This is a genomic window from Parapedobacter brassicae, assembly GCF_051400755.1.
Classification (GTDB): domain Bacteria; phylum Bacteroidota; class Bacteroidia; order Sphingobacteriales; family Sphingobacteriaceae; genus Parapedobacter.
Genome location: NZ_JBLFFL010000002.1, coordinates 737,100 through 757,099, shown reverse-complemented (window position 1 = coordinate 757,099; position 20,000 = coordinate 737,100). Strand labels below are relative to the sequence as shown.

At 50.1% G+C, this 20,000-nt stretch carries 20 protein-coding genes; 13 read left to right on the top strand and 7 right to left on the bottom strand.

Going from position 1 to position 20,000, the window contains the following annotated elements:
- Positions 1 to 9: 9 nt before the first annotated feature.
- Genes topA through yihA form a run of 3 tightly spaced genes read right to left on the bottom strand, consistent with a single transcriptional unit; the run spans position 10 to position 3,865 of the window.
- Positions 10 to 2,340: a type I DNA topoisomerase gene (topA, locus tag ACMGDE_RS08660; protein WP_436832378.1), complete on the bottom strand. Its 2,331-nt coding sequence runs from the start codon at positions 2,338 to 2,340 to the stop codon at positions 10 to 12.
- Positions 2,341 to 2,389: 49 nt separating this feature from the next.
- Positions 2,390 to 3,238: a UbiA-like polyprenyltransferase gene (locus tag ACMGDE_RS08655; protein WP_436832377.1), complete on the bottom strand. Its 849-nt coding sequence runs from the start codon at positions 3,236 to 3,238 to the stop codon at positions 2,390 to 2,392.
- A gap of 9 nt (positions 3,239 to 3,247) precedes the next feature.
- Positions 3,248 to 3,865 (bottom strand): ribosome biogenesis GTP-binding protein YihA/YsxC, encoded by a 618-nt coding sequence (gene yihA / locus ACMGDE_RS08650; RefSeq protein WP_436832376.1) that lies wholly within the window; start codon positions 3,863 to 3,865, stop codon positions 3,248 to 3,250.
- A 340-nt stretch (positions 3,866 to 4,205) separates the two neighbouring features.
- Here yihA and ACMGDE_RS08645 point away from each other — a divergent pair, with 340 nt between their 5' ends.
- From ACMGDE_RS08645 to ACMGDE_RS08615, 7 genes are all read left to right on the top strand, one after another.
- Complete coding sequence (locus ACMGDE_RS08645) at positions 4,206 to 4,619, top strand: HEPN domain-containing protein (RefSeq protein ID WP_436832375.1); 414 nt, start codon at positions 4,206 to 4,208, stop codon at positions 4,617 to 4,619.
- Positions 4,598 to 4,981, top strand: a complete 384-nt coding sequence (locus ACMGDE_RS08640; RefSeq protein WP_436832374.1) for a hypothetical protein — start codon at positions 4,598 to 4,600, stop codon at positions 4,979 to 4,981. Before ACMGDE_RS08645 ends, ACMGDE_RS08640 begins: the two co-directional genes overlap by 22 nt.
- Before the next feature lie 103 nt (positions 4,982 to 5,084).
- Positions 5,085 to 6,098, top strand: coding sequence for an isoaspartyl peptidase/L-asparaginase family protein (locus tag ACMGDE_RS08635; protein WP_436832373.1), 1,014 nt, complete (start codon positions 5,085 to 5,087; stop codon positions 6,096 to 6,098).
- The gene (locus tag ACMGDE_RS08630; RefSeq protein ID WP_436832372.1) at positions 6,095 to 6,709 is read left to right on the top strand and encodes a C40 family peptidase; all 615 of its coding nucleotides are present in this window, start codon (positions 6,095 to 6,097) and stop codon (positions 6,707 to 6,709) included. Before ACMGDE_RS08635 ends, ACMGDE_RS08630 begins: the two co-directional genes overlap by 4 nt.
- A gap of 56 nt (positions 6,710 to 6,765) precedes the next feature.
- A complete protein-coding gene (locus ACMGDE_RS08625) occupies positions 6,766 to 7,254 on the top strand; it encodes a TlpA disulfide reductase family protein (protein ID WP_436832371.1) in 489 nt (162 codons plus the stop codon).
- An 11-nt stretch (positions 7,255 to 7,265) separates the two neighbouring features.
- Positions 7,266 to 7,880, top strand: a complete 615-nt coding sequence (locus ACMGDE_RS08620) for a thioredoxin family protein (protein ID WP_436832370.1) — start codon at positions 7,266 to 7,268, stop codon at positions 7,878 to 7,880.
- A complete protein-coding gene (locus ACMGDE_RS08615; protein WP_436832369.1) occupies positions 7,877 to 9,013 on the top strand; it encodes a P1 family peptidase in 1,137 nt (378 codons plus the stop codon). Before ACMGDE_RS08620 ends, ACMGDE_RS08615 begins: the two co-directional genes overlap by 4 nt.
- An 8-nt stretch (positions 9,014 to 9,021) precedes the next feature.
- On the opposite strand, the gene ACMGDE_RS08610 is transcribed toward ACMGDE_RS08615, so the two are convergent.
- Together ACMGDE_RS08610 and ACMGDE_RS08605 are read right to left on the bottom strand one after the other, a co-directional pair.
- A complete protein-coding gene (locus tag ACMGDE_RS08610; RefSeq protein ID WP_436832368.1) occupies positions 9,022 to 9,879 on the bottom strand; it encodes an aminotransferase class IV in 858 nt (285 codons plus the stop codon).
- Between the two features lie 36 nt (positions 9,880 to 9,915).
- On the bottom strand, positions 9,916 to 11,196 hold the full coding sequence (locus tag ACMGDE_RS08605) for a sensor histidine kinase (RefSeq protein ID WP_436832367.1): 1,281 nt from the start codon (positions 11,194 to 11,196) through the stop codon (positions 9,916 to 9,918).
- Positions 11,197 to 11,428: 232 nt separating this feature from the next.
- Between ACMGDE_RS08605 and ACMGDE_RS08600 the strand changes: the two genes are divergently transcribed.
- The 3 genes from ACMGDE_RS08600 (at position 11,429) to ACMGDE_RS08590 (ending at position 14,204) form a co-directional block, all read left to right on the top strand.
- A complete protein-coding gene (locus ACMGDE_RS08600) occupies positions 11,429 to 12,769 on the top strand; it encodes a cytochrome ubiquinol oxidase subunit I (protein WP_436832366.1) in 1,341 nt (446 codons plus the stop codon).
- Positions 12,769 to 13,779, top strand: a complete 1,011-nt coding sequence (locus ACMGDE_RS08595; RefSeq protein WP_436832475.1) for a cytochrome d ubiquinol oxidase subunit II — start codon at positions 12,769 to 12,771, stop codon at positions 13,777 to 13,779. Before ACMGDE_RS08600 ends, ACMGDE_RS08595 begins: the two co-directional genes overlap by 1 nt.
- A gap of 98 nt (positions 13,780 to 13,877) precedes the next feature.
- The gene (locus ACMGDE_RS08590; protein ID WP_436832365.1) at positions 13,878 to 14,204 is read left to right on the top strand and encodes a HesB/IscA family protein; all 327 of its coding nucleotides are present in this window, start codon (positions 13,878 to 13,880) and stop codon (positions 14,202 to 14,204) included.
- A gap of 24 nt (positions 14,205 to 14,228) precedes the next feature.
- Here the strand turns inward: ACMGDE_RS08590 and bshB1 are convergent, their stop codons facing one another.
- A complete protein-coding gene (gene bshB1, locus ACMGDE_RS08585; RefSeq protein ID WP_436832364.1) occupies positions 14,229 to 14,951 on the bottom strand; it encodes a bacillithiol biosynthesis deacetylase BshB1 in 723 nt (240 codons plus the stop codon).
- Positions 14,952 to 15,015: 64 nt separating this feature from the next.
- Complete coding sequence (locus ACMGDE_RS08580; RefSeq protein ID WP_436832363.1) at positions 15,016 to 15,639, bottom strand: DUF4294 domain-containing protein; 624 nt, start codon at positions 15,637 to 15,639, stop codon at positions 15,016 to 15,018.
- A gap of 201 nt (positions 15,640 to 15,840) precedes the next feature.
- On the opposite strand from ACMGDE_RS08580, the gene ACMGDE_RS08575 reads away from it, so the two are divergent.
- The 3 genes from ACMGDE_RS08575 to ACMGDE_RS08565 all read left to right on the top strand — a co-directional run bounded on the left by ACMGDE_RS08575 (position 15,841) and on the right by ACMGDE_RS08565 (position 19,998).
- The gene (locus ACMGDE_RS08575; protein WP_436832362.1) at positions 15,841 to 18,048 is read left to right on the top strand and encodes a RelA/SpoT family protein; all 2,208 of its coding nucleotides are present in this window, start codon (positions 15,841 to 15,843) and stop codon (positions 18,046 to 18,048) included.
- Between the two features lie 65 nt (positions 18,049 to 18,113).
- Positions 18,114 to 18,620, top strand: coding sequence for a Fur family transcriptional regulator (locus ACMGDE_RS08570; protein WP_436832474.1), 507 nt, complete (start codon positions 18,114 to 18,116; stop codon positions 18,618 to 18,620).
- Between the two features lie 103 nt (positions 18,621 to 18,723).
- Positions 18,724 to 19,998 carry an adenylosuccinate synthase gene (locus tag ACMGDE_RS08565; protein WP_436832361.1) on the top strand — a complete coding sequence of 425 codons (1,275 nt, stop codon included), beginning with the start codon at positions 18,724 to 18,726 and terminating at the stop codon, positions 19,996 to 19,998.
- The last annotated feature ends 2 nt before the right edge of the window (positions 19,999 to 20,000 follow it).

Genomic DNA, 20,000 nt, shown 5'->3' with positions numbered 1-20,000 from the left:
GTCACCCTCCTACTTCCGTCCCTTCGCTTTCTTCTTCGGTTTTTGCTCGCCGGCTTCGGCCCATTTAAGCACATCGGCATAGGTCACATCAGTCGCTTCCGTACCTTTGGGTATCTTGATGTTCTGCTTGCCAAACCGAATAAAAGGTCCCCACCGGCCGTTCTCGATCCGAGCATCGGGATTTTCGTCAAACACCTTGACGACCTTTTCAATATCCTTTTGACGTTTATCCCGAATAATTTGGATCGCCGAATCCGTGGTTACATCGTGCGGATCCACTTCCTTCGGAAGCGAATAAAACGCATTATCATGGCGGATATAGGGACCAAACTTACCGATCGCCACGGTCATCTCCTTACCCTCAAATTCACCGACCTTTTTAGGCAATTTGAACAACTCCAGCGCATCCTCAAAGGTGATCGTTTCAATCATCTGTCCCGGCCGCAAGCTCGCAAACCGCGGCTTTTCCTCGTCGTCGGCCGATCCGATTTGCACCATGGGCCCGAACCGCCCGATGCGCACGCTCACCCGTTTGCCTGTTTGTGGGTCGGCACCGAGCTCCCGCTCATTCGTCGCCCGATCAGCCGTTTTAATGGTGGTTTCTACTTCCATATGAAACGGCTTGTAAAACCCGTGAAGCATATCCGTCCATTCCTTCAAACCCTGTGCGATTTCGTCAAATTCCTTCTCCACTTTAGCCGTGAAGTTAAAATCCACAATCCCCTTGAAGTGCTCCACGAGAAAGTCATTGACCACTACGCCGATATCCGTTGGGAATAGCTTGGATTTTTCAGCCCCGGTGATCTCGGTTTTCGTCAACGTCGACAGCTTACCCCCCACCAGTTCCAATACCCGGAAGTCCCTTGGCTTGCCGTCGCGGTCTTCCTTCACGACATAACCCCTGTTTTGGATGGTGGAGATCGTAGGTGCATAGGTGGACGGGCGGCCGATGCCCAGCTCCTCCAGTTTCTTGACCAGGCTCGCCTCGGTATACCGGGCGGACGGGCGCGAGAAACGCTCAGTCGCCGTCATCGTCTTCAAGCGTACCGGTTGATCCTTTTTCAGCGGAGGCAATAAGGCATTGGCCACATCCTCATCCATGCTGGGCTCCTGATCCTCATCGGTCGATTCGAAATAAACCTTGAGAAACCCGTCGAAACGCATGACTTCTCCATTGGCTACCAATTCTTCATCCCGTGTTGAAATCCCGATCTTCGCCGTGGTTTTCTCAAACTCCGCCTCGCTCATCTGTGAGGCGATAGCCCGTTTCCAAATCAGTTCATACAGCCGTCGCTCAGCATTGTCGCCTTCAATCGTGTGCCGGTCGAAGTACGTGGGCCTGATGGCTTCGTGCGCCTCTTGCGCACCCGCTGATTTGGTACGGTACTGCCGGCGCTTATGATAGTTGCCGCCGTATGCCGACTTGATTTCCTCTTCGGCGCCCTGAAGCGCCGTATCGCTAAGGTTGACGGAGTCGGTACGCATATAGGTGATGCGTCCGGCTTCGTAAAGCCGTTGAGCGACCGACATGGTACGGGCCACGGAGAAGCCAAGCTTACGACTGGCCTCCTGTTGCAAGGTCGATGTTGTGAAGGGTGCTGCCGGATTCCGCTTGGAAGGCTTTGTTTCCAAGCTATTGACCACGAAACCGGCATCGGCGCAGTCCGCAAGGAAACGCTCGGCATCGGCGATCGCGGCGAACCGCTTCGGCAGCTCCGCCTTGAACAGTTCCTTGGGATTATCGGTATGAAAAATCGCTACGATTTTAAATGCCGCCTCGGCGTTGAACCGGTTGATCTCCCGTTCGCGATCGACAATCAAACGAACGGCGACAGACTGCACCCTGCCTGCCGAAAGGGCCGGTTTTACTTTTTTCCACAGTACCGGCGAAAGTTCAAACCCGACCAACCTGTCGAGTACCCGACGCGCCTGTTGGGCGTTGACCAAATTAAAGTCAATGCTCCTCGGCGTTTCAATGGCCTTGAGGATGGCCGGCTTGGTAATTTCGTGGAAAACAATGCGCTTGGTCTTGTCATTGTGCAGACCAAGGGTTTCATATAAATGCCAAGAAATGGCCTCTCCTTCGCGGTCCTCGTCGGACGCGAGCCATACCGTTTCGGCTGCTTTGGCGAGTTTCTTTAACTCACTGACCACCGCTTTCTTATCAGCGGGAACCTCATATTTCTGTTCAAAGTTATTGGCGGTATCGATGGCGTCATCCGTCTTCACCAGATCACGGATATGACCGTAGCTGGATTTGACCAGAAAATCCTTACCCAGGTATCCTTCTATTGTTTTCGCTTTTGCCGGTGACTCTACAATCAGTAAGTTTTTCGCCATTGATTTTTGGATTTCTGCAAATAAAGGCATTTATTCAGGTAAAGGCAAATCAAAAAACCATATCCAACAGGAAAAAACAGGCGAACACCACGGAGGCAATGCCATTAGTGGTCATGAAGGCGCGGTCTACTCTGCTTAAATCCGAGGGGCTTACGATCCGGTGTTGATAGATGAGCAATCCGCAATAGAAGATCACACCAAGAAAATAAAACCAGCTTAACGAAATGAAAAACATGGGCAATATCACGAATACAGCCGAAAGGACATGAAAGACCTCCGATACCCGCAGGGCCTTCCGTTTGCCCAGCCAAGCGGGAATCGAATTCAGGTGATGCTGGCGGTCAAATTCCTCGTCCTGTAACGCATAAATGATATCAAATCCACCGACCCAAAACAATACCGCCAGCGAATAGAAAACAGGGATAATATCAAATGCACCCGCGACGACGAGATAGGCGCCAAGCGGAGCCAAGCCCAACCCTAAGCCGAGCACCAGGTGACAAAGCGGCGTCAACCGCTTCATATAACTGTAGCCCAATACCACTGCGAGCGCTACCGGCGACAAGAAAAAGCAGATCCGGTTGATAAACCAGGTAGCTGCGATGAACAGCAGGCAATTGATAACCGTGAATGCCAGCGCCTGACCGGCGCTTACCCGGCCTGCGGGGATGTCGCGCATGGCGGTGCGTGGATTGGCGGCATCGATATCGCGATCCAGGTAACGGTTGAACGCCATCGCTGCATTACGGGCAAAAACCATGCAGGCGAGCATCAGCACCAATTGGAGCCAATCAAAACGATAACCGGTCGTGTTAATGGCAAGAAAGAAACCAATGATGGCAAAGGGCAGTGCAAACACACTGTGTGCAAACAGGACAAGCGAAAAATATTTCTTCATAAACGTAAGCTAGCGATCGACGTCAACAGGCTGAAAGTTCTGATTAATGTCATCAATGGTCGTCAACAGGGGTTCGCAACCCATACCCGTCTCGGCTGACGTAAGAAAAAGCGGAGGCACCTCCTCAAACCATTGCTGGAGCGCCCGCTTAAACTTTTCAACATTGGCGGTCGATTTGGCTTGCGACTGCTTATCAGCTTTGGTGAAAACCAGCATAAACGGGATGCTGTTTTCGCCGAGCCAACAGCAGAAATCCAGATCGAGCCGCTGCGGATCAAGGCGGCTGTCAATCAGGACAAACACGCATAGCAGGTTTTCGCGCATCAACAGGTAGCGGCGAATAAACTTTTCCCACGCGGCGCGATTGCTTTTGGACGTCTTTGCAAACCCATAGCCTGGCAAATCCACCAGATACCAGGCATCATTGATCAGAAAGTGGTTGATCAACTGGGTTTTACCCGGTGTCTGCGATGTCTTGGCCAAATGGCGATTTCCCGTCAGGGCATTGATAAGAGATGATTTACCGACATTCGAACGTCCGATAAATGCATACTCCGGCAAGTTAGCGGCTGGCAGTTTGTCCACCCGGTTATTGCTGCTGATAAACGTCGCCGTTTTGATGACCATGGTGCAAAGGTAACACAAATGGTCATTTCCCGGTGGAAATACGGCAGATTGAGTAATCGTGCGGCCCCATAATGTCGAGTTGTTTTCTTTTGATCTACCGCAATAGTGTGATCAGTGTATTTGCAGTGTTATGACCGACATTGTTGTCTTTACCCGTATCCCTTTGTTCAAGGAACACGAAGTATACCCCTTCGCTATTGCGAACCACTGCGAGCTCAAACGGGTATGCACGGTAAAAAAAGCCAAGTATTTTTCTTGACTTGAATTACTAAAATTTTTATCTTTACAGCTATAAGAAAGAAGCCCTGACTGTAGACCTGATCGCCAAATTAACTATCTTATGAAAAGAGAAGAGTTTAAGCTGATTGCAAAGTTGCGTATTGACGAAGCGAAGACATTGTTAGCTAACGGTCACTATAGTGGGGCATACTATTTAGCGGGCTATGCGTTGGAATGTGGTGTTAAGGCGTGTTTAGCAAAACAAATCAGTGAACATAACATTCCGGAGAAGAAATTCATCAACGATATATATACGCACGATCTGCAAAAATTAATTAAATTTGATGATGATTTAAACACATCATATGAGACATTGAAAAGTGATGGTGAATTCATCATGAACTGGACAATAGTAAAAGACTGGAATGAGCAATCTCGGTACAAAAAGTATGATAAAAATCAAGCTGAAGAATTGATAAATGCAATTCTTAGTAAAAACAAAGGAATATTATCATGGGTACAGCAATATTGGTAGATGAGTTATATGATGCGGGCAGGAAGCTTATTACCGCATTAGATAAAAAAGGAATTCGCATACCTACGGCATTCCTTGCAAAATTGTCTGATGACGATTATGCTTGGTCACTTTTAGTCGCCATGGATGGGGTTAAAGCCAATGGATCAAGACCCTACTACAAACGAATTCAAGAGACTATTCTCGAAAACAATATTCCAATTTCACTTGCGGATATTCGTGTGATCGATGTGCGCGACAACCTTGCACAATCCCTCCAAAAGATGCTTCATACAGGGGATGAAATAGGTAGGATTAACTTTTTTGGACACTACATCAATGGACAAAGATTTCCCGATGCTGTGATTTATCGCGCATCCTAAACCCAAATGTGTAACCAGGGGAGCTACCTTCCCTGCGGTTTCCGTTGCAATTAAATTTTTTATTTAAATTGGCCTCCGTATTTAACAGTTAACCATCACTCAAATGCAGTATTTATCTACGTTGCTACTGATATTAGCCCTCTACTCCCCTACGCTCGGTCAAACCCGCTATGTCATGGTCATCCACGGAGGGGCCGGCACGATCTTGAAGGAAAACATGACCCCCGAGACGGAAAAGGCATTCACCGATGCGCTCACGCAGGCCTTGCAGGCCGGATATGCCCAGCTGCAGGCGGGTAAGAGCAGCCTTGATGCGGTGGAGGCCGCGATCCTGATCATGGAAGACAACCCGCTATTCAATGCGGGCAAAGGGGCGGTCTTTACGCATGAGGGTAAAAATGAAATGGACGCTGCCGTGATGTGGGGACCTACCCGGGCAGCCGGTGCCATTGCCGGGGTAACGACGATCCGCAATCCAATCAAGGCCGCACGGGCGGTGATGGAGCAATCCGAACACGTCATGCTTACCGGAAAGGGGGCTGAAACATTTGCGGCTTCCAAGGGGCTTGAAATCGTCGACCCAAGTTATTTCCGGACTGAGAATCGGTGGGAAGCGTTGCAGCGGGTATTGAAAAGGGACTCGCTCAAAACGCAACTCGATCACGATGAAAACAAGCAGTCTTCAAGCATGGCATTGGCCAATGATTACAAATATGGCACGGTAGGCGCCGTAGCATTGGATAAAGACGGACAGCTGGCAGCCGGGACGTCTACCGGCGGCATGACCAATAAGCAGTATGGACGTGTGGGCGATGCCCCCATTATCGGTGCCGGCACGTATGCCAACGAGCGCGTGGCCATCTCATGCACAGGATGGGGTGAGTTTTTCATCCGGGGAATTGCGGCTTACGATGTGGCCGCCCAAATGGAATACGGCGATACGCCTGTAGCCGAGGCGGCATCGGCGGTGATCGAAAAGATTGGAAAAATGGGCGGAGACGGCGGTATGATCGCCTTGGACAATGCAGGCCACATGGCCATGCCGTTCAACACCGCCGGCATGTACCGGGGCACGATTACCGAAACCGGTGAAATCGAAATTGCGATCTATAAATGACCACAGTACGAACATATCCCAAGGCAGGTATATGGCTCTGCCTATCCCTTTGTGCGTTGCTCCTCAGTGGCTGTCTCACACGCAAAAACGCGCTTCCGCCAAGTGGTGCCACGCCGGCACGCGGTCAGAAAGCAAGAACCACGATTCGCACGGACGCCTCCGCTGCTCCCAAAGATGTGCGCCCGGTTGGTCGGGGATTGCTCGAGGGGTACGCACAGGTACTGGGTGTCCGCACCGATGAGCTGCGGAGTCCGGCATTATATGCTTACATCGATGATTGGATGGGCATCCCGCACCGCACCGGAGGGACCGACCGTCGAGGAGTGGATTGCTCCGCATTCGTAGGCATGGTCATGCGCGACGTTTACGGTAAATCAGCCCCGCGCGCATCTAAGGAGATGGCTGATGACATCAAGCGTAAGTACGAACGGCAATTGGAAGAAGGCGACCTTGTCTTTTTCTCCTTCGGCCGCAGGGATATTGACCATGTCGGTATTTATTTGCATAACAATAAGTTCGTGCATGTGTCCACCAGCAAGGGTGTGATCATCAGTGATCTTCATGATTCGTGGTATTATAAGTATTTTACACGGGCCGGAAGCTTAAATTAGTAAATATTGCGTTACTAATCGACTGTTTTGGTCGATTTTTCGTTAATTTTACTAGTATGAACAGGCTGTTGATCGTTTCCCTCTCGTTTGCCGTGCTTTCCATAAGCCGTGCGAGGACACAAGAGCGTATACCGCTGATCACATTGGACGGATTGGAAAAACGGTTGGATAATGGTGGTGACACGACTTTCATCATCAATCTATGGGCCACTTGGTGTGCCCCTTGCGTGGCTGAGATGCCTCATTTCGAGCAGTTGCAACGAAACCACCAGTCAAAACCGCTGCGCGTCTTGTTTGTTAGTTTAGATGCCAAACAGGACCACGATGCCGTGCTCCACTTTGTCGGCACGAAGGGATTGAAAAACGAAGTGTTGCTACTCGACGAAAAAAATGAACAAGCTTTCATCCCGCAGATCAGTCCCGAATGGTCTGGAGCCATACCGGCCACCCTATTTGTCAATACGGAAAAAGATATACGGATCTTCAAGGAGCAGGAGTTTGATTATGAAGCACTCGAGCATAGTTATTTGTCCATTATCCATTAAAAAATTGAGTCATGAAAACAATCGGCGTTTTATTGATGGGATTGGCTGTTGTCTTTTCGGCCAATACCCCGGTATCCGATGAAGGATACCAAATCGGCGACATCGTCAACGACTTTCGCCTTAAAAATGTAGATGGCAATCAGGTATCCTTAGCGGATTACCCGGACGCGAAAGGATTTATCCTGATCTTCACGTGCAATACCTGTCCGGTCGCTAAGGGGTACGAAGACCGTATCATTGCATTAGACAAAAAATATAAGCCACAGGGTTATCCGGTGATTGCCATCAATCCCAACGATGCTGGCGTGGAACCCCGGGAATCTTACGAACAAATGCAGCAACGGGCGGCCGAAAAAGGATTTACCTTTCCCTATTTGCTTGACCCTGACCACGTCATCACCAAACAGTTTGCCGCGACGCACACGCCGCATACCTTTGTGCTGCAAAAGACGGCCGAAGGCAATGTGTTGCAATACATCGGCGCGATCGATGACGACAGCAGGGGCGGCAATCCGGAAACAAAATTCGTGGAAGAAGCCGTCGCCGCATTGACGGCGGGTAATAAACCGGATCCTAACATGACGAAGGCCGTTGGCTGTTCGATCAAGTGGAAGAAAACCGCGTGATAAGGCATATCATCACCACGTCGTTTCTCCTCATCTGCCTATCGGCGTCGACCGCTGTGGGGCAAACGCAGCGACCGCGGGACCTAGGGATACGGATAGGTGTTTTACCTACCGGGCAATCGAATGCCATCACAGATGTGGCTGGCGTAAAGGTGGGGCATACCACGTTGCGTGTGGGCGACTCCATCAGGACAGGGGTGACAGCCATCCTCCCCCATGGCGGCAACGTATTCCAGGATAAAGTCCCTGCGGCCGTCTATACGGGCAATGGTTTCGGCAAACTCACCGGAAGTACCCAGATCATGGAGCTTGGCAATTTGGAAACACCCATCATCTTGACCAACACGCTGAGTGTACCCACCGCTATGGATGCTGTGATTGATCATGTATTGGCGCTGCCGGGCAACGAAGATGTCCAATCGGTCAATGCGGTCGTGGGTGAGACCAACGACGGGTACTTGAACGACATACGCGGTCGCCATGTAACGAAAGCAGACGTCATCGCCGCGATCCGCCATGCAAGTGAAGATAACCCCCTGGAAGGGAGCGTAGGGGCGGGTACGGGTACGGTATGTTTCGGTTTCAAGGGAGGTATCGGTACAGCCTCTCGCAGGTTGCCGGATGATCTGGGAGGCTATACCGTCGGTGTTTTGGTGCAGAGCAATTTCGGCGGCGTATTGCAGATCAACGGTGTACAGGTGGGCAAACTCCTGGGGAAATTTGCCTTCAGCGATCAGCTCCTGAACAATGTCGATGGTTCATGCATGATGGTCGTGGCCACCGATGCACCGTTGGATAGCCGAAACCTTGAACGCCTGGCCAAACGTGCGTTCATGGGACTTGCCAAAACCGGCGGCATTGCGTCCAATGGGAGCGGTGATTATGTTATTGCATTCGCTACTGCGCCGGAGGTCCGTGTGCCTTTCCGGACGGATGCACGCCTTCATGAGGTTGCCCTGGTGCCTAACGATTTGATGTCTCCCCTATTCATGGCCGCTATCGAAGCGACCGAAGAGGCCATCATCAATTCCCTCTTTGCGGCACAAACCACCACCGGAAAAGGAGGCCGGAAAATTGAAGTGCTGCCGCTTGACAAGGTGATCCCCCTGGTGGTCGCTCCTAACAAACCGTAGCACGCACGTCACAATGCGCGGATACGCTCCGAAAACGCAGTTTGGATCTGTCGGGTAACCGGACCGATACCCCCTTTTCCTACCGTTACTTCTTTGGCGTTCATGAAAAATGACCCGATTGCGGTGACCTGCGTGGTGGTACCCGTCAAAAAGGCTTCTTCCACACCATTTAAATCCGATACGGCAACGGCTTCTTCCTTCGCTTCAATACCGATTTCACGCGCGATGGAGATGACCACCTCACGTGTGATGCCTGGCAAGATATGGGGACCGCGGGGATGGGTGAATAGCATGCCGTGGCGCACCAAGAAGACGGACGTATGCGACCCTTCTGTAAGGTGTCCTCCGCGATGAAAGACGTGTTCAGCCAGCCCCAGATCATGCGCAGCATTATTTGCCAAAACATTGGCCATCAAGGAGGTGGACTTGATATCGCAACGCTGCCACCGGAAATCTTCCGAGAGGAGCACGTTGACCAACCGTTGTTCGAACCCCTCTGCATTGAAGGGCGCGGCATACAGCAATACGGTCGGCGCCGTGTCTTCCGGAAAATAATGGGTACGCGGCGCCGCGCCACGGGTCACCTGCATATAAACGATGCCTGTAAGGTATCCAGACCGTTCGATCGCCTCGCCTATGCTGATCCTGAGGGTATCCACGTCATAAGCAATGCCGACGTTGGCAAGTCCATCCTGGAACCGCCGCATGTGCTCATCAATGGTAAAGAGCTTTCCTTGGTAAAATGGAATCACTTCATAAATCCCGTCTCCCAATAATAAACCTCTGTCAAATACCGAAACCGTAGCGTGTTCGCTGGGCAGCCATTGCCCGTTCAAGAACACTTCGCGTGGATAATCCTTTTTCATGTTCGACCGGCCAATATACTGGTTTTACGTAATACATCAGCTTACTAATGGCAATAATAAGCGAAATCTGGTACCATTGCCCGGCTCGCTGTCAAACGAAATAACACCATTTTGGGCGAGGGTGTACTCGCTGCATAAAAAGAGTCCTAATCCGATTCCACGTTCGTTGTTGGTACCATAGGTGGACCGTGTTTTTAATGAAAAAAGTTCAGCTTGCTGTGCTTCCGGGATGCCTATGCCATTGTCTTCCACCACGATCTGACAATTGGTGCCCGCCGCCCTTGCGGAAACACGGATATGGCCGCCAGGCGGGGTAAACTTAATGGCATTGTTAATGAGATTCCGGATAATCAGCTGCAACATATCCCGGTCGACCGACACAGTCAACGATTCGTCGAAATCCGTTTCCATCGAAATTCCCTTTTGGTCGGCGTAAACCCGTTGAATATCGACAATGGGGTACAACACGCTTTTGATATTGTGTGGCATCAGCTCTACGCGGAGCCCCCGCAATTGGCCTTGCGACCAGATCAGCATATTCGACAACATCTCCTGGGTGACATGAAGCGCATTCGCTAATCCGCGCTCCACATGCTTTCGCTCATCAGGCATCAGCCGATCGTCTGCCACCAAACGGATGTAACTGTGGAGGGACGACAATGGCGCCTGTAAGTCATGCGAAATAATGGAAAAGAGTTTCAGCTTTTCATCATTCGATCGTACCAGTTCAATGGCCCTGTTCTCGGCCGACCGTTTTTCCTTATAATAGGCTTCCTTGAGGTAAAATAAACTAAAAAAACTAACCGCGATACCCGTGGCGTAGGTGAACGCGATGTCGATGAACAATGATTTTTCGTCTACATAAGCCACCTTGATCGCGTTGGGATAATGATATTCGGCCACGAGCAAGCCGACGACAATAAACAGACAGAACGACACCCAAAACCCATACAGCTTCTTGGGCGAAACGATAACGATCAGGATAAACGCCAACGTAAATGAAAGAAGGGAAGCGCCTCGTATCCCCGCGCTGAAGAAATAATTAATGGCGAATAAAATAATCACAAGGCTACACGAAATCGTCACGGAGACGATGAGCCGATTCTTGAAACGTGCCAAATAGTACATATATCCGAGGAATACCGTGAGGATACCAAAGATCAGCGCTGTAACCTGCAAACCGGAAAAATAGTTGAATGGGATATTGCATAGCAAAATAAAAATGGCGATCAGGCTGATCGAATTAAACAGCCTGTTTTCCAAATCCAAGCCAACCTGGGTACCGATTAGAAAAGTTAGGCGTTTCTTGGCATTCATCTTTATCTTTTGGAGAAGTCCAACGGTCATGTTACAAAAATACAAAAGTAATTGAGGAAAATTTTTATTTCGTATACAACCCCAACCCTCCTTTTAGATTAATTTTTTTTAATTTAGAAAGAATATGAATTTTGTTTATTTTATTGCTATCGGGTTTGACCGCCTTCGGTATATGGCACTAAACCGGTAACTTTAGGGCTGTTTAGATGTACCGTCATTATTCAATACCATTATGGACAATCTGATCGCCGCGCGATCCCAAATGGCGATGTCTTTGGGATTCCACATCATATTCGCCTGTGTCGGTATGGTTATGCCCTTTTTTATGGCCATATCGCACTTCATTTACTTAAAGACCGGAAATCTGCGCTATCGCGGACTTACTAAGGCCTGGAGCAAGGGGGTGGCCATCCTGTTTGCTACGGGGGCGGTATCGGGCACGATGCTATCGTTTGAGTTGGGGTTATTGTGGCCGGTCTTCATGGAACATGCCGGTCCCATTTTCGGGATGCCATTTTCACTGGAAGGCACCGCCTTTTTTGTCGAGGCCATCGCCCTTGGTTTTTTTCTTTATGGATGGGAGCGGTTAGCGCCTTGGTTTCACTGGGTTACGGGAGTAATCGTGGGGCTCAGCGGTCTGGCCTCCGGGATATTGGTCGTGGCGGCCAACGCCTGGATGAATAGTCCGGCGGGATTCGATTTTGTAAACGGGCAATACCTAAACGTAGACCCCATACAGGCGATGTTTAACGATGCCTGGTTTTCCCAGGCGCTCCACATGACATTGGCCGCTTTTAGTGCTACCGGATTTGCCGTAGCAGGCATACACGCGTTGATGATCTTGAGGCGAAAAAACGTGGCATTTCATGCCATCGCTTTTCGGATCGCCGCCCTTTGCGCGTGTATCGCGGCGCTCCTGCAACCCATCAGCGGCGATATCTCCGCCAAAGATGTGGCCAAGCGGCAACCGGCCAAGTTGGCCGCCATGGAAGCGCATTTCGAAACGGCGGCGGGAGCGCCTTTCTTGATCGGCGGGATTCCAGATGAAGAAAAACAAGCAGTCAAACATGGGATCAAGATACCGGGATTGCTCAGCTTCCTCGCACACGGCGACCTGAAAAAGCCGGTCACCGGATTGAATGATATACCCAAAGAAAACTGGCCGCCGGTAGCCATCACACACTATGCTTTTCAGGTGATGATCGCTATTGGAATACTGTTAGCCCTGCTCGCAGTGATCTACCTATTTGCCCTGGCCAAACGAAAAACATGGCTCAACCGTGATTGGCTGCTCCGCCTGTTTGTCATCGCCACCCCCTTGGGTTACGTCGCGGTGGAAGCCGGCTGGATCGTTACGGAGGTGGGGCGCCAACCCTGGATCATCTATGGCGTTATGCGCACAGCCGACGCCGTAACGCCGATGCCCGGCATGGTGTACTCGTTTTATTTATTCACGGCTATTTTCATTTCGTTATCGGCGATCGTCATCTTCTTGCTCTACCGGCAGATGACCATGGTGGGAAAACTGTATGACACGACAGACCCCGATTATCAACCCAAATCATCGTCATGATGCTATACGTTGTTATCATATTCCTTTGGGCGTCGATCTGCTTATACCTCCTCCTCGGGGGAGCCGATTTCGGTGCAGGCATCGTTGAGTTGACCATAGACCGCAAGCACAAGCAGCGGGTGAGGAAGATCATGTCGCACGCGATCGGGCCGATCTGGGAGGCCAACCACATGTGGTTGATTATCGCCATCGTCATCCTATTTGTGGGATTTCCAACCATTTATACCACCATGTCCATTTACATGCATATCCCCTTGGTGGCGATGCTAATGGGCATTATGGCCCGCGGCACGGCATTTGTTTTCCGCAATTATGACGCAGTGGCGGATGATTGGCAGCAGATCTATACCCGCATATTTACCTGGTCCAGCGTAATTACCCCATTTTTCCTGGGGATCATTGCCGCTGCCACGGTGGCCCGTACCATCGATACCGGGGCACATGATTTTGTCACCGCCTACATTGGCAGTTGGTTAAGCTGGTTCGGCATCGCGATCGGCCTTTTTACCACCAGTATCTGCGGATACCTCGCAGCAACCTACGCCATCGGCGCGGTGGAAGACGAAAACGACCGGACGCTGATGATCCGCATTGCCAAACGGTTCATCTACATCGTGGTGGGCGCGGGCGCATTGGTCTTTCTCTCCGCTCTGGGGTCCGGAATCCCCCTGGTCGAATGGATATTCGGTGATGTGATCGGGCAAGTCGCTATTCTGTCCGCTACGATTTCCGTGGTTTTTACCTTTGTAGCCTTCAACAAGCGGAGCGCGATCACCGCACGTCTACTGGCGGGGTTTCAGGTTTCGATGATCCTCTTGGCGGCTACTTACCAACACTACCCGGAGTTGATACTGTTTAAGGACGGTAGCGGATTGTCATTGACTGAACACGCCGGGAGCACCAAGACGATCATCGCACTTGCATGGGCGCTGCTGTTGGGCAGCCCACTCATCTTACCTTTTCTGTTTTACCTGATGCGGGTGTTTGGAAAACAATCGCCTTACCCATGAGGCAAATATGACATCCAATAAACGGTTGGCAGGTTGTAATATTGATTCAATATCCCGATATTTGTAGCATTGAGCATCTAGTGTCTAAAGGCGAAACGATGGTAACGATAACAGAAAAAGCAAAGAAACGTATTCTTGACATCATGCACGCGGAAAACTATGACCAAACCTATTTCGTGCGGGTGGCGGTTGAAAGCGGCGGCTGTTCAGGATTAAGCTACAAGCTCGACTTCGACAACGAGGAGAAAAAGGGCGATCAGCTTTTCGAAGACCAAGGCATTAAAATTTGCCTTGACATCAAATCTTACCTGTATTTGGCAGGCACGGAGTTGGATTATTCCGACGGCTTGAATGGAAAAGGATTTGAATTTCATAATCCGAATGCTTCCCGTACCTGCGCTTGCGGAGAAAGTTTTGCTGTGTGATCCACTTGCGTGAAAGGACAACAGCTATCTCAGCGCAAATAGATCATCCACCCCCAGCAGCCTCCGGCAGGTAAATCCCTCGCCGTATTTGGCGCCGATATGTTTGCCGTATTCCCTTGCCCGGCCTTCTATGTAATGCAGGAAATCGGGCTTTGAGATGTAGGTCTGCGGTTCATCCGCGATGTAGTCTTCATGATAGAATTGCGACCGGAATGCCTTTATGGCCTCAATCTTATCATCCCATTGGTCACTCACATCGACCACAATATCCGGTTTGATATAATAATCCTGGATGGATTGGAGCAGCAAGCGCGGCCGGTGGGGCATTTGGGATTCGCCCGCTTCCTGGGTTTCTATCTTGCGCAGTCCCGCTAGAAATACGGCGTCATTGATCAGATCGCCTGCCCGTCCGTGGTCGGGATGCCGATCAAACAATGCATTGGAAATGACGATGTCCGGCCGATATTTACGGATGACCTGAACCACTTTCAATTGGTGACTTTCATCGTTGCGGAAAAAACCATCGCGCATGTCCAGATTTTCCCGCACCGATAAACCGAGCAGCTCCGCGGCGCGGCGTGCTTCCGCTTCCCGGATTTCGGGTGTGCCCCGTGTACCCAGTTCACCGCGTGTCAAATCGACTGCGCCCACTTTCCGCCCCATCCTCACGTGCTTGAGTATCGTGCCCCCGCTGCCCAACTCTGCATCATCAGGGTGTACAGTTATAACCAGTAAATCCAGCTTCATATCATGATCCATATTCGAGTGCGCTACAAATCCGGCGCAAAGATATAAAATGTCGTGTATTTCGTTAAAAATAGCGGTAGGTAGGCCGCTCCAAACTGCGGATAATGTTTTCGATCTCGAAATCTTCTTCTGGGCTGTAGGTATCCTTTAGGTTGTGTCCGAATACGCGGGCGACGGATTGATAGAAGAATGCGGTGACACCACCCCTTAGTTCCTTTACGACCTCATAGCTGGAATTTCCGGTTTGGCGGTCGATGAGTTTAATCAATATTTCACCCTGGGAAACGGTCAATTTCTTGACCTCCCGATTGAACATGTCCTTGATTTCTTTTTCACAGACCTTCACCAATCGACGCTGCTCACGTTTATTGCCCGTAAGCGCGAGGTCGCGGTAAAGCTGCTGATAGCGGCCCTGCGCATATTTGGCGTACGGCAACACTTTCATGACGTTGTACCGCAGCCGAAGGTAGCGCGCCTTATCTTCCGGAGATCTAAACACGCGTTTCCGGGTCACGGTCACCTCCGGGATGACCATCCAAGGGAGCAATTCGCCCCCTACCACCGTGGTAGGCACTAAGCGGCCTTGCGGCTGTTGAGCCTGAGCAACGTTGGGAAGCGTGTCCTGCGCCGAAACTTCACCCACAGCACATATCACCCCAAAAAAAATCATCAATCTTACATAGCGCATTGATGGAATATCGATAATTATCCGTATTTTTATACATTTAAACGTTAGACCCGCCGAGGCGTCCAACGATCGCAATGAATATACAAACTTAGACAAACTTGTGCTGATATACAAGTGCGCCAAAGGGGTTAAAAACAATACCATCGACCACAGATGGGATCGTGGGACGATGGAAATTCCTGACAATCGTGGGAATGCTATATGAAAGAATTAGAAATTGACTTAGAAGCAGAGAGCAAGGAAATACGTAAACGCTACCGTGCCCTGCTGAGGGCTTGCAAACCCACCATGCAGCGGGGAGACAAGCAAATGATCCGCAGGGCATTTGACATGGCGCTGAATCTCCACAGGGATATGCGCCGCAAATCAGGCGAACCTTACATTTACCATCCGATTGCCGTGGCACAGATCGCCGCGGAAGAAATTGGTTTGGGGACGACCTCCATCGTGTGTGCCTTGCTGCATGATGTCGTTGAGGATACCGACATCACCTTGGAAGATATTGAACGGGACTTCGGGAAAAAAGTTGCGCGGATTATTGATGGGTTGACCAAGATATCCGGCATATTCGACCCCAACAGTTCCCTACAGGCCGAAAATTTTCGGAAAATGCTGCTGACCCTAGCAGATGATGTACGGGTCATCCTGATCAAACTGGCTGATCGCCTGCACAACATGCGCACCATGGATTTTATGCCGCGTGATAAGCAGCTCAAAATCGCCTCGGAAACGTCGTACTTATACGCGCCATTGGCCCACCGGCTTGGTCTATATGCCATTAAGTCGGAGCTGGAAGACCTTTCCATGAAGTACACCGATCCGGATACGTACAAATTCATCGCGCGTAAACTCAACGAAAAAAAGGCCGAACGGGAGCGTTTTGTCCATAATTTCGTGGAGCCGATCAAGGAAATCTTACACGAACAGGGCATCCGGGCCGATGTGTTCGGCCGGCCAAAGTCCATCCATTCGATATGGAATAAGATGCGCAAAAAATCCATACCGTTTGAAGAGGTATACGACCTATTTGCCATCCGCATCATCATCGATACCACATTGGAACACGAAAAAGCCGACTGCTGGAAAGCCTATTCGATCGTGACGGACCTCTACCGTCCCAATCCGGACCGGTTGCGCGACTGGGTGTCGTCGCCCAAGGCCAACGGCTATGAGTCGCTGCACACCACCGTGATGGGTCCGAAAGGACAATGGGTGGAGGTACAAATACGTTCGGTACGGATGAATGAAATCGCTGAAAAGGGATTTGCTGCGCATTGGAAATATAAAGAGTCGAATTCAGACAGCGGACTCGACCAATGGATACAGAAAGTGCGGGAGATTTTGAGCAATCCTGAGTCGAATGCCATGGATTTCCTCGATGATTTCAAGATGAATCTCTTTTCGGACGAGATCTTCATTTTTACGCCCAAGGGAGCGCTCATTCAATTGCCGCATAATGCGACGGCATTGGACTTTGCTTTTGAGATCCACTCCGACCTGGGTGCCAGCTGCATCGGCGCCAAAGTAAACCATAAACTGGTGCCATTAAGCCACAAGCTTCAAAATGGCGACCAGGTGGAGATCATTACCTCCAGCAAGCAGACGCCTAAAGAAGATTGGCTCAATTTCGTGGTGACCGCAAAGGCGAAATCCAAGATTAAGTCCGCGCTGAAGGAGGAAAAGAGACGTGTAGCAGAGGATGGGAAAGAGATTCTTGAACGGAAACTTAAATCGCTCAAGATCACCTACAACACGGAAAACATCAATAAACTAACGCTATTTTTTAAGTATGCCTCCTCGCAGGATCTCTTTTACAATGTAGCCAAAGGGGTGATCGATATCAAGAACCTGAAGGAATTTGCGATAAACGAAAAAAGCACCGAACAATTCAATGGGCAGCAATTCAATTCGCATATCAATGGACTGGTAGACAAAATCAACAAAAAGGATTACGAAACCCTGCTCATCGGTGATGACTTGCAGAAGATTGACTATACGCTCTCCCCCTGCTGTAACCCGATTCCCGGAGACGATGTGTTCGGATTCATTACCGTCAATGACGGGATCAAAATACACCGCACCAATTGCCCCAATGCGGCGAAACTGATGGCAAACTATGGGTATCGCATCGTAAAAGCCAAGTGGACCTCCCAAAAGGAACTGGCATTCCTGACGGGGTTGCGCATTGTCGGCATCGATGACGTGGGCCTTGTCAATAAAATCACGACGGTTATTTCGCACGATTTCAAGATCAATATACGCTCGATCACCATATCCAGCAACGATGGCATTTTCGAAGGGTCGATCATGATCTTCGTCAACGACGTAGCCCATTTGGAAAATCTCATTAAACACCTCAAGCAGATCAAGGGCATCACGGGCATTACACGGTTTGACTCAAACAATTGAGGGGTTTGGCCCGACTTGCTTTTGTGACCATATTTATGTAGCTTTGTAAGCTTAACTTTCGGATGATGACTCAAACGGAAAATTACCAAACAGTAAAGAAAATTTTCGAGGCTTACCTCGAAAACAAGGGATTGCGCAAGACGCCAGAGCGTTATGCCATTCTCGAAGAGATCTATTCGCGGAATGACCATTTTGATGTGGAATCGCTCTATATCCACATGAAAAATAAAAAATACCGGGTCAGCAGGGCTACGGTATACAACACCCTGGAGTTACTGGTATCGTGTGATCTGGTGACCAAACACCAGTTTGGCAAAAACATGGCGCAGTTTGAAAAGTCATACGGTTATAAGCAGCATGACCACATCATCTGCATCGAATGCGGCAAAGTCGTCGAGTTTTGTGACCCCCGTATCCATCAAATACAATCGATGATGGCCGAGCTGCTCAAATTTGACATCAAGCACCATTCCTTAAACCTATATGGGGTGTGCAGCGACTGCTCAGCCAAGAAAGCGGAGCTACAAGACATAGCTACCCTGAAGAACCGCGAACTGGTAGAAGCGCACTAAGTTTGTTTTGCACCTACCCTATTTCCATGTAAAATAATGTTAGATTTGCCCCATCTTTCATTGACTATTTAATGATTTAATTTTTTCAACGCTAATTTTAACTATGCAAGTTGATGTGCTATTGGGCCTGCAGTGGGGCGACGAAGGGAAAGGCAAAATTGTAGATGTACTCTGCCCGAAATACGATTTAATCGCCCGTTTTCAAGGCGGACCGAATGCGGGGCATACACTGGAGTTCGACAATCAAAAATACGTATTGAACACCATTCCTTCGGGTATTTTCAACCAAGATACCCTCAACCTCATCGGCAATGGAGTGGTCATCGATCCGATCATTCTCAAACGGGAGCTGGACACGCTCAAGAAAAGCGGGTTTGATCCCGTATCGGTCGGAAAGTTGGTCATCGCGCGCAAGGCTCACTTGATCCTGCCTACCCACCAACTGCTGGATGCCGCTTCGGAAAGCAAGATGGGTGCGGACAAGATCGGCTCCACCCTTAAAGGGATCGGCCCCACCTACATGGACAAAACCGGGAGGAACGGCCTTCGGGTCGGCGACACCACCCTCCCCGACTTCATGGAACGCTACCAGCGGTTGGTTGAAAAACATAAATCCATTCTTGCTCATTACGGTGAGATCCCTGATTTCAGCGATCGCGAACGAGCATTTATGGACGCGGTTGAGTTTATGAAGACCATCCCTCATGTGGATAGCGAACATTTGGTAAACCAATACCTGCGGGCCGGAAAGCGTATACTGGCCGAGGGTGCACAGGGCACGTTGCTGGATGTTGATTTCGGTTCTTATCCGTTTGTGACGTCGTCTACCACCACTACGGCAGGCGCCTGCACAGGGCTGGGCGTAGCACCTTCGAACATCGGTCAGGTCATCGGCATTTTTAAGGCCTATTGTACCCGCGTTGGCGGGGGTCCGTTCCCGACCGAGCTGGAAGACGAAACCGGCGAGAAGCTCCGTCGGCTGGGACACGAGTTTGGGGCCACCACCGGAAGACCCCGCCGTACCGGATGGATCGACCTTCCGGCACTTAAGTATGCCATTATGCTTAATGGGGTCACCGAACTGGTCATGACCAAAGCCGATGTATTGAGCGGATTTGAGACCATCAATGTGTGCACCCATTATATTCAAAACGGGGAACAGATCGACTACATGCCGTATGACATCGTAAGCGTCAAGCCCGAACCGGTATATGAAACGCTCAAGGGGTGGAATGCCGATTTGTGTGGCATAACCAGCCAGGACCAGATCCCGCAGACCCTGCAGGATTACATCCGCTATTTAGAACAGCATCTCGGTGTGCCGATCAAATACCTCTCGGTAGGTCCGGATCGTACGCAGACGTTGTTATTGAGCTGATA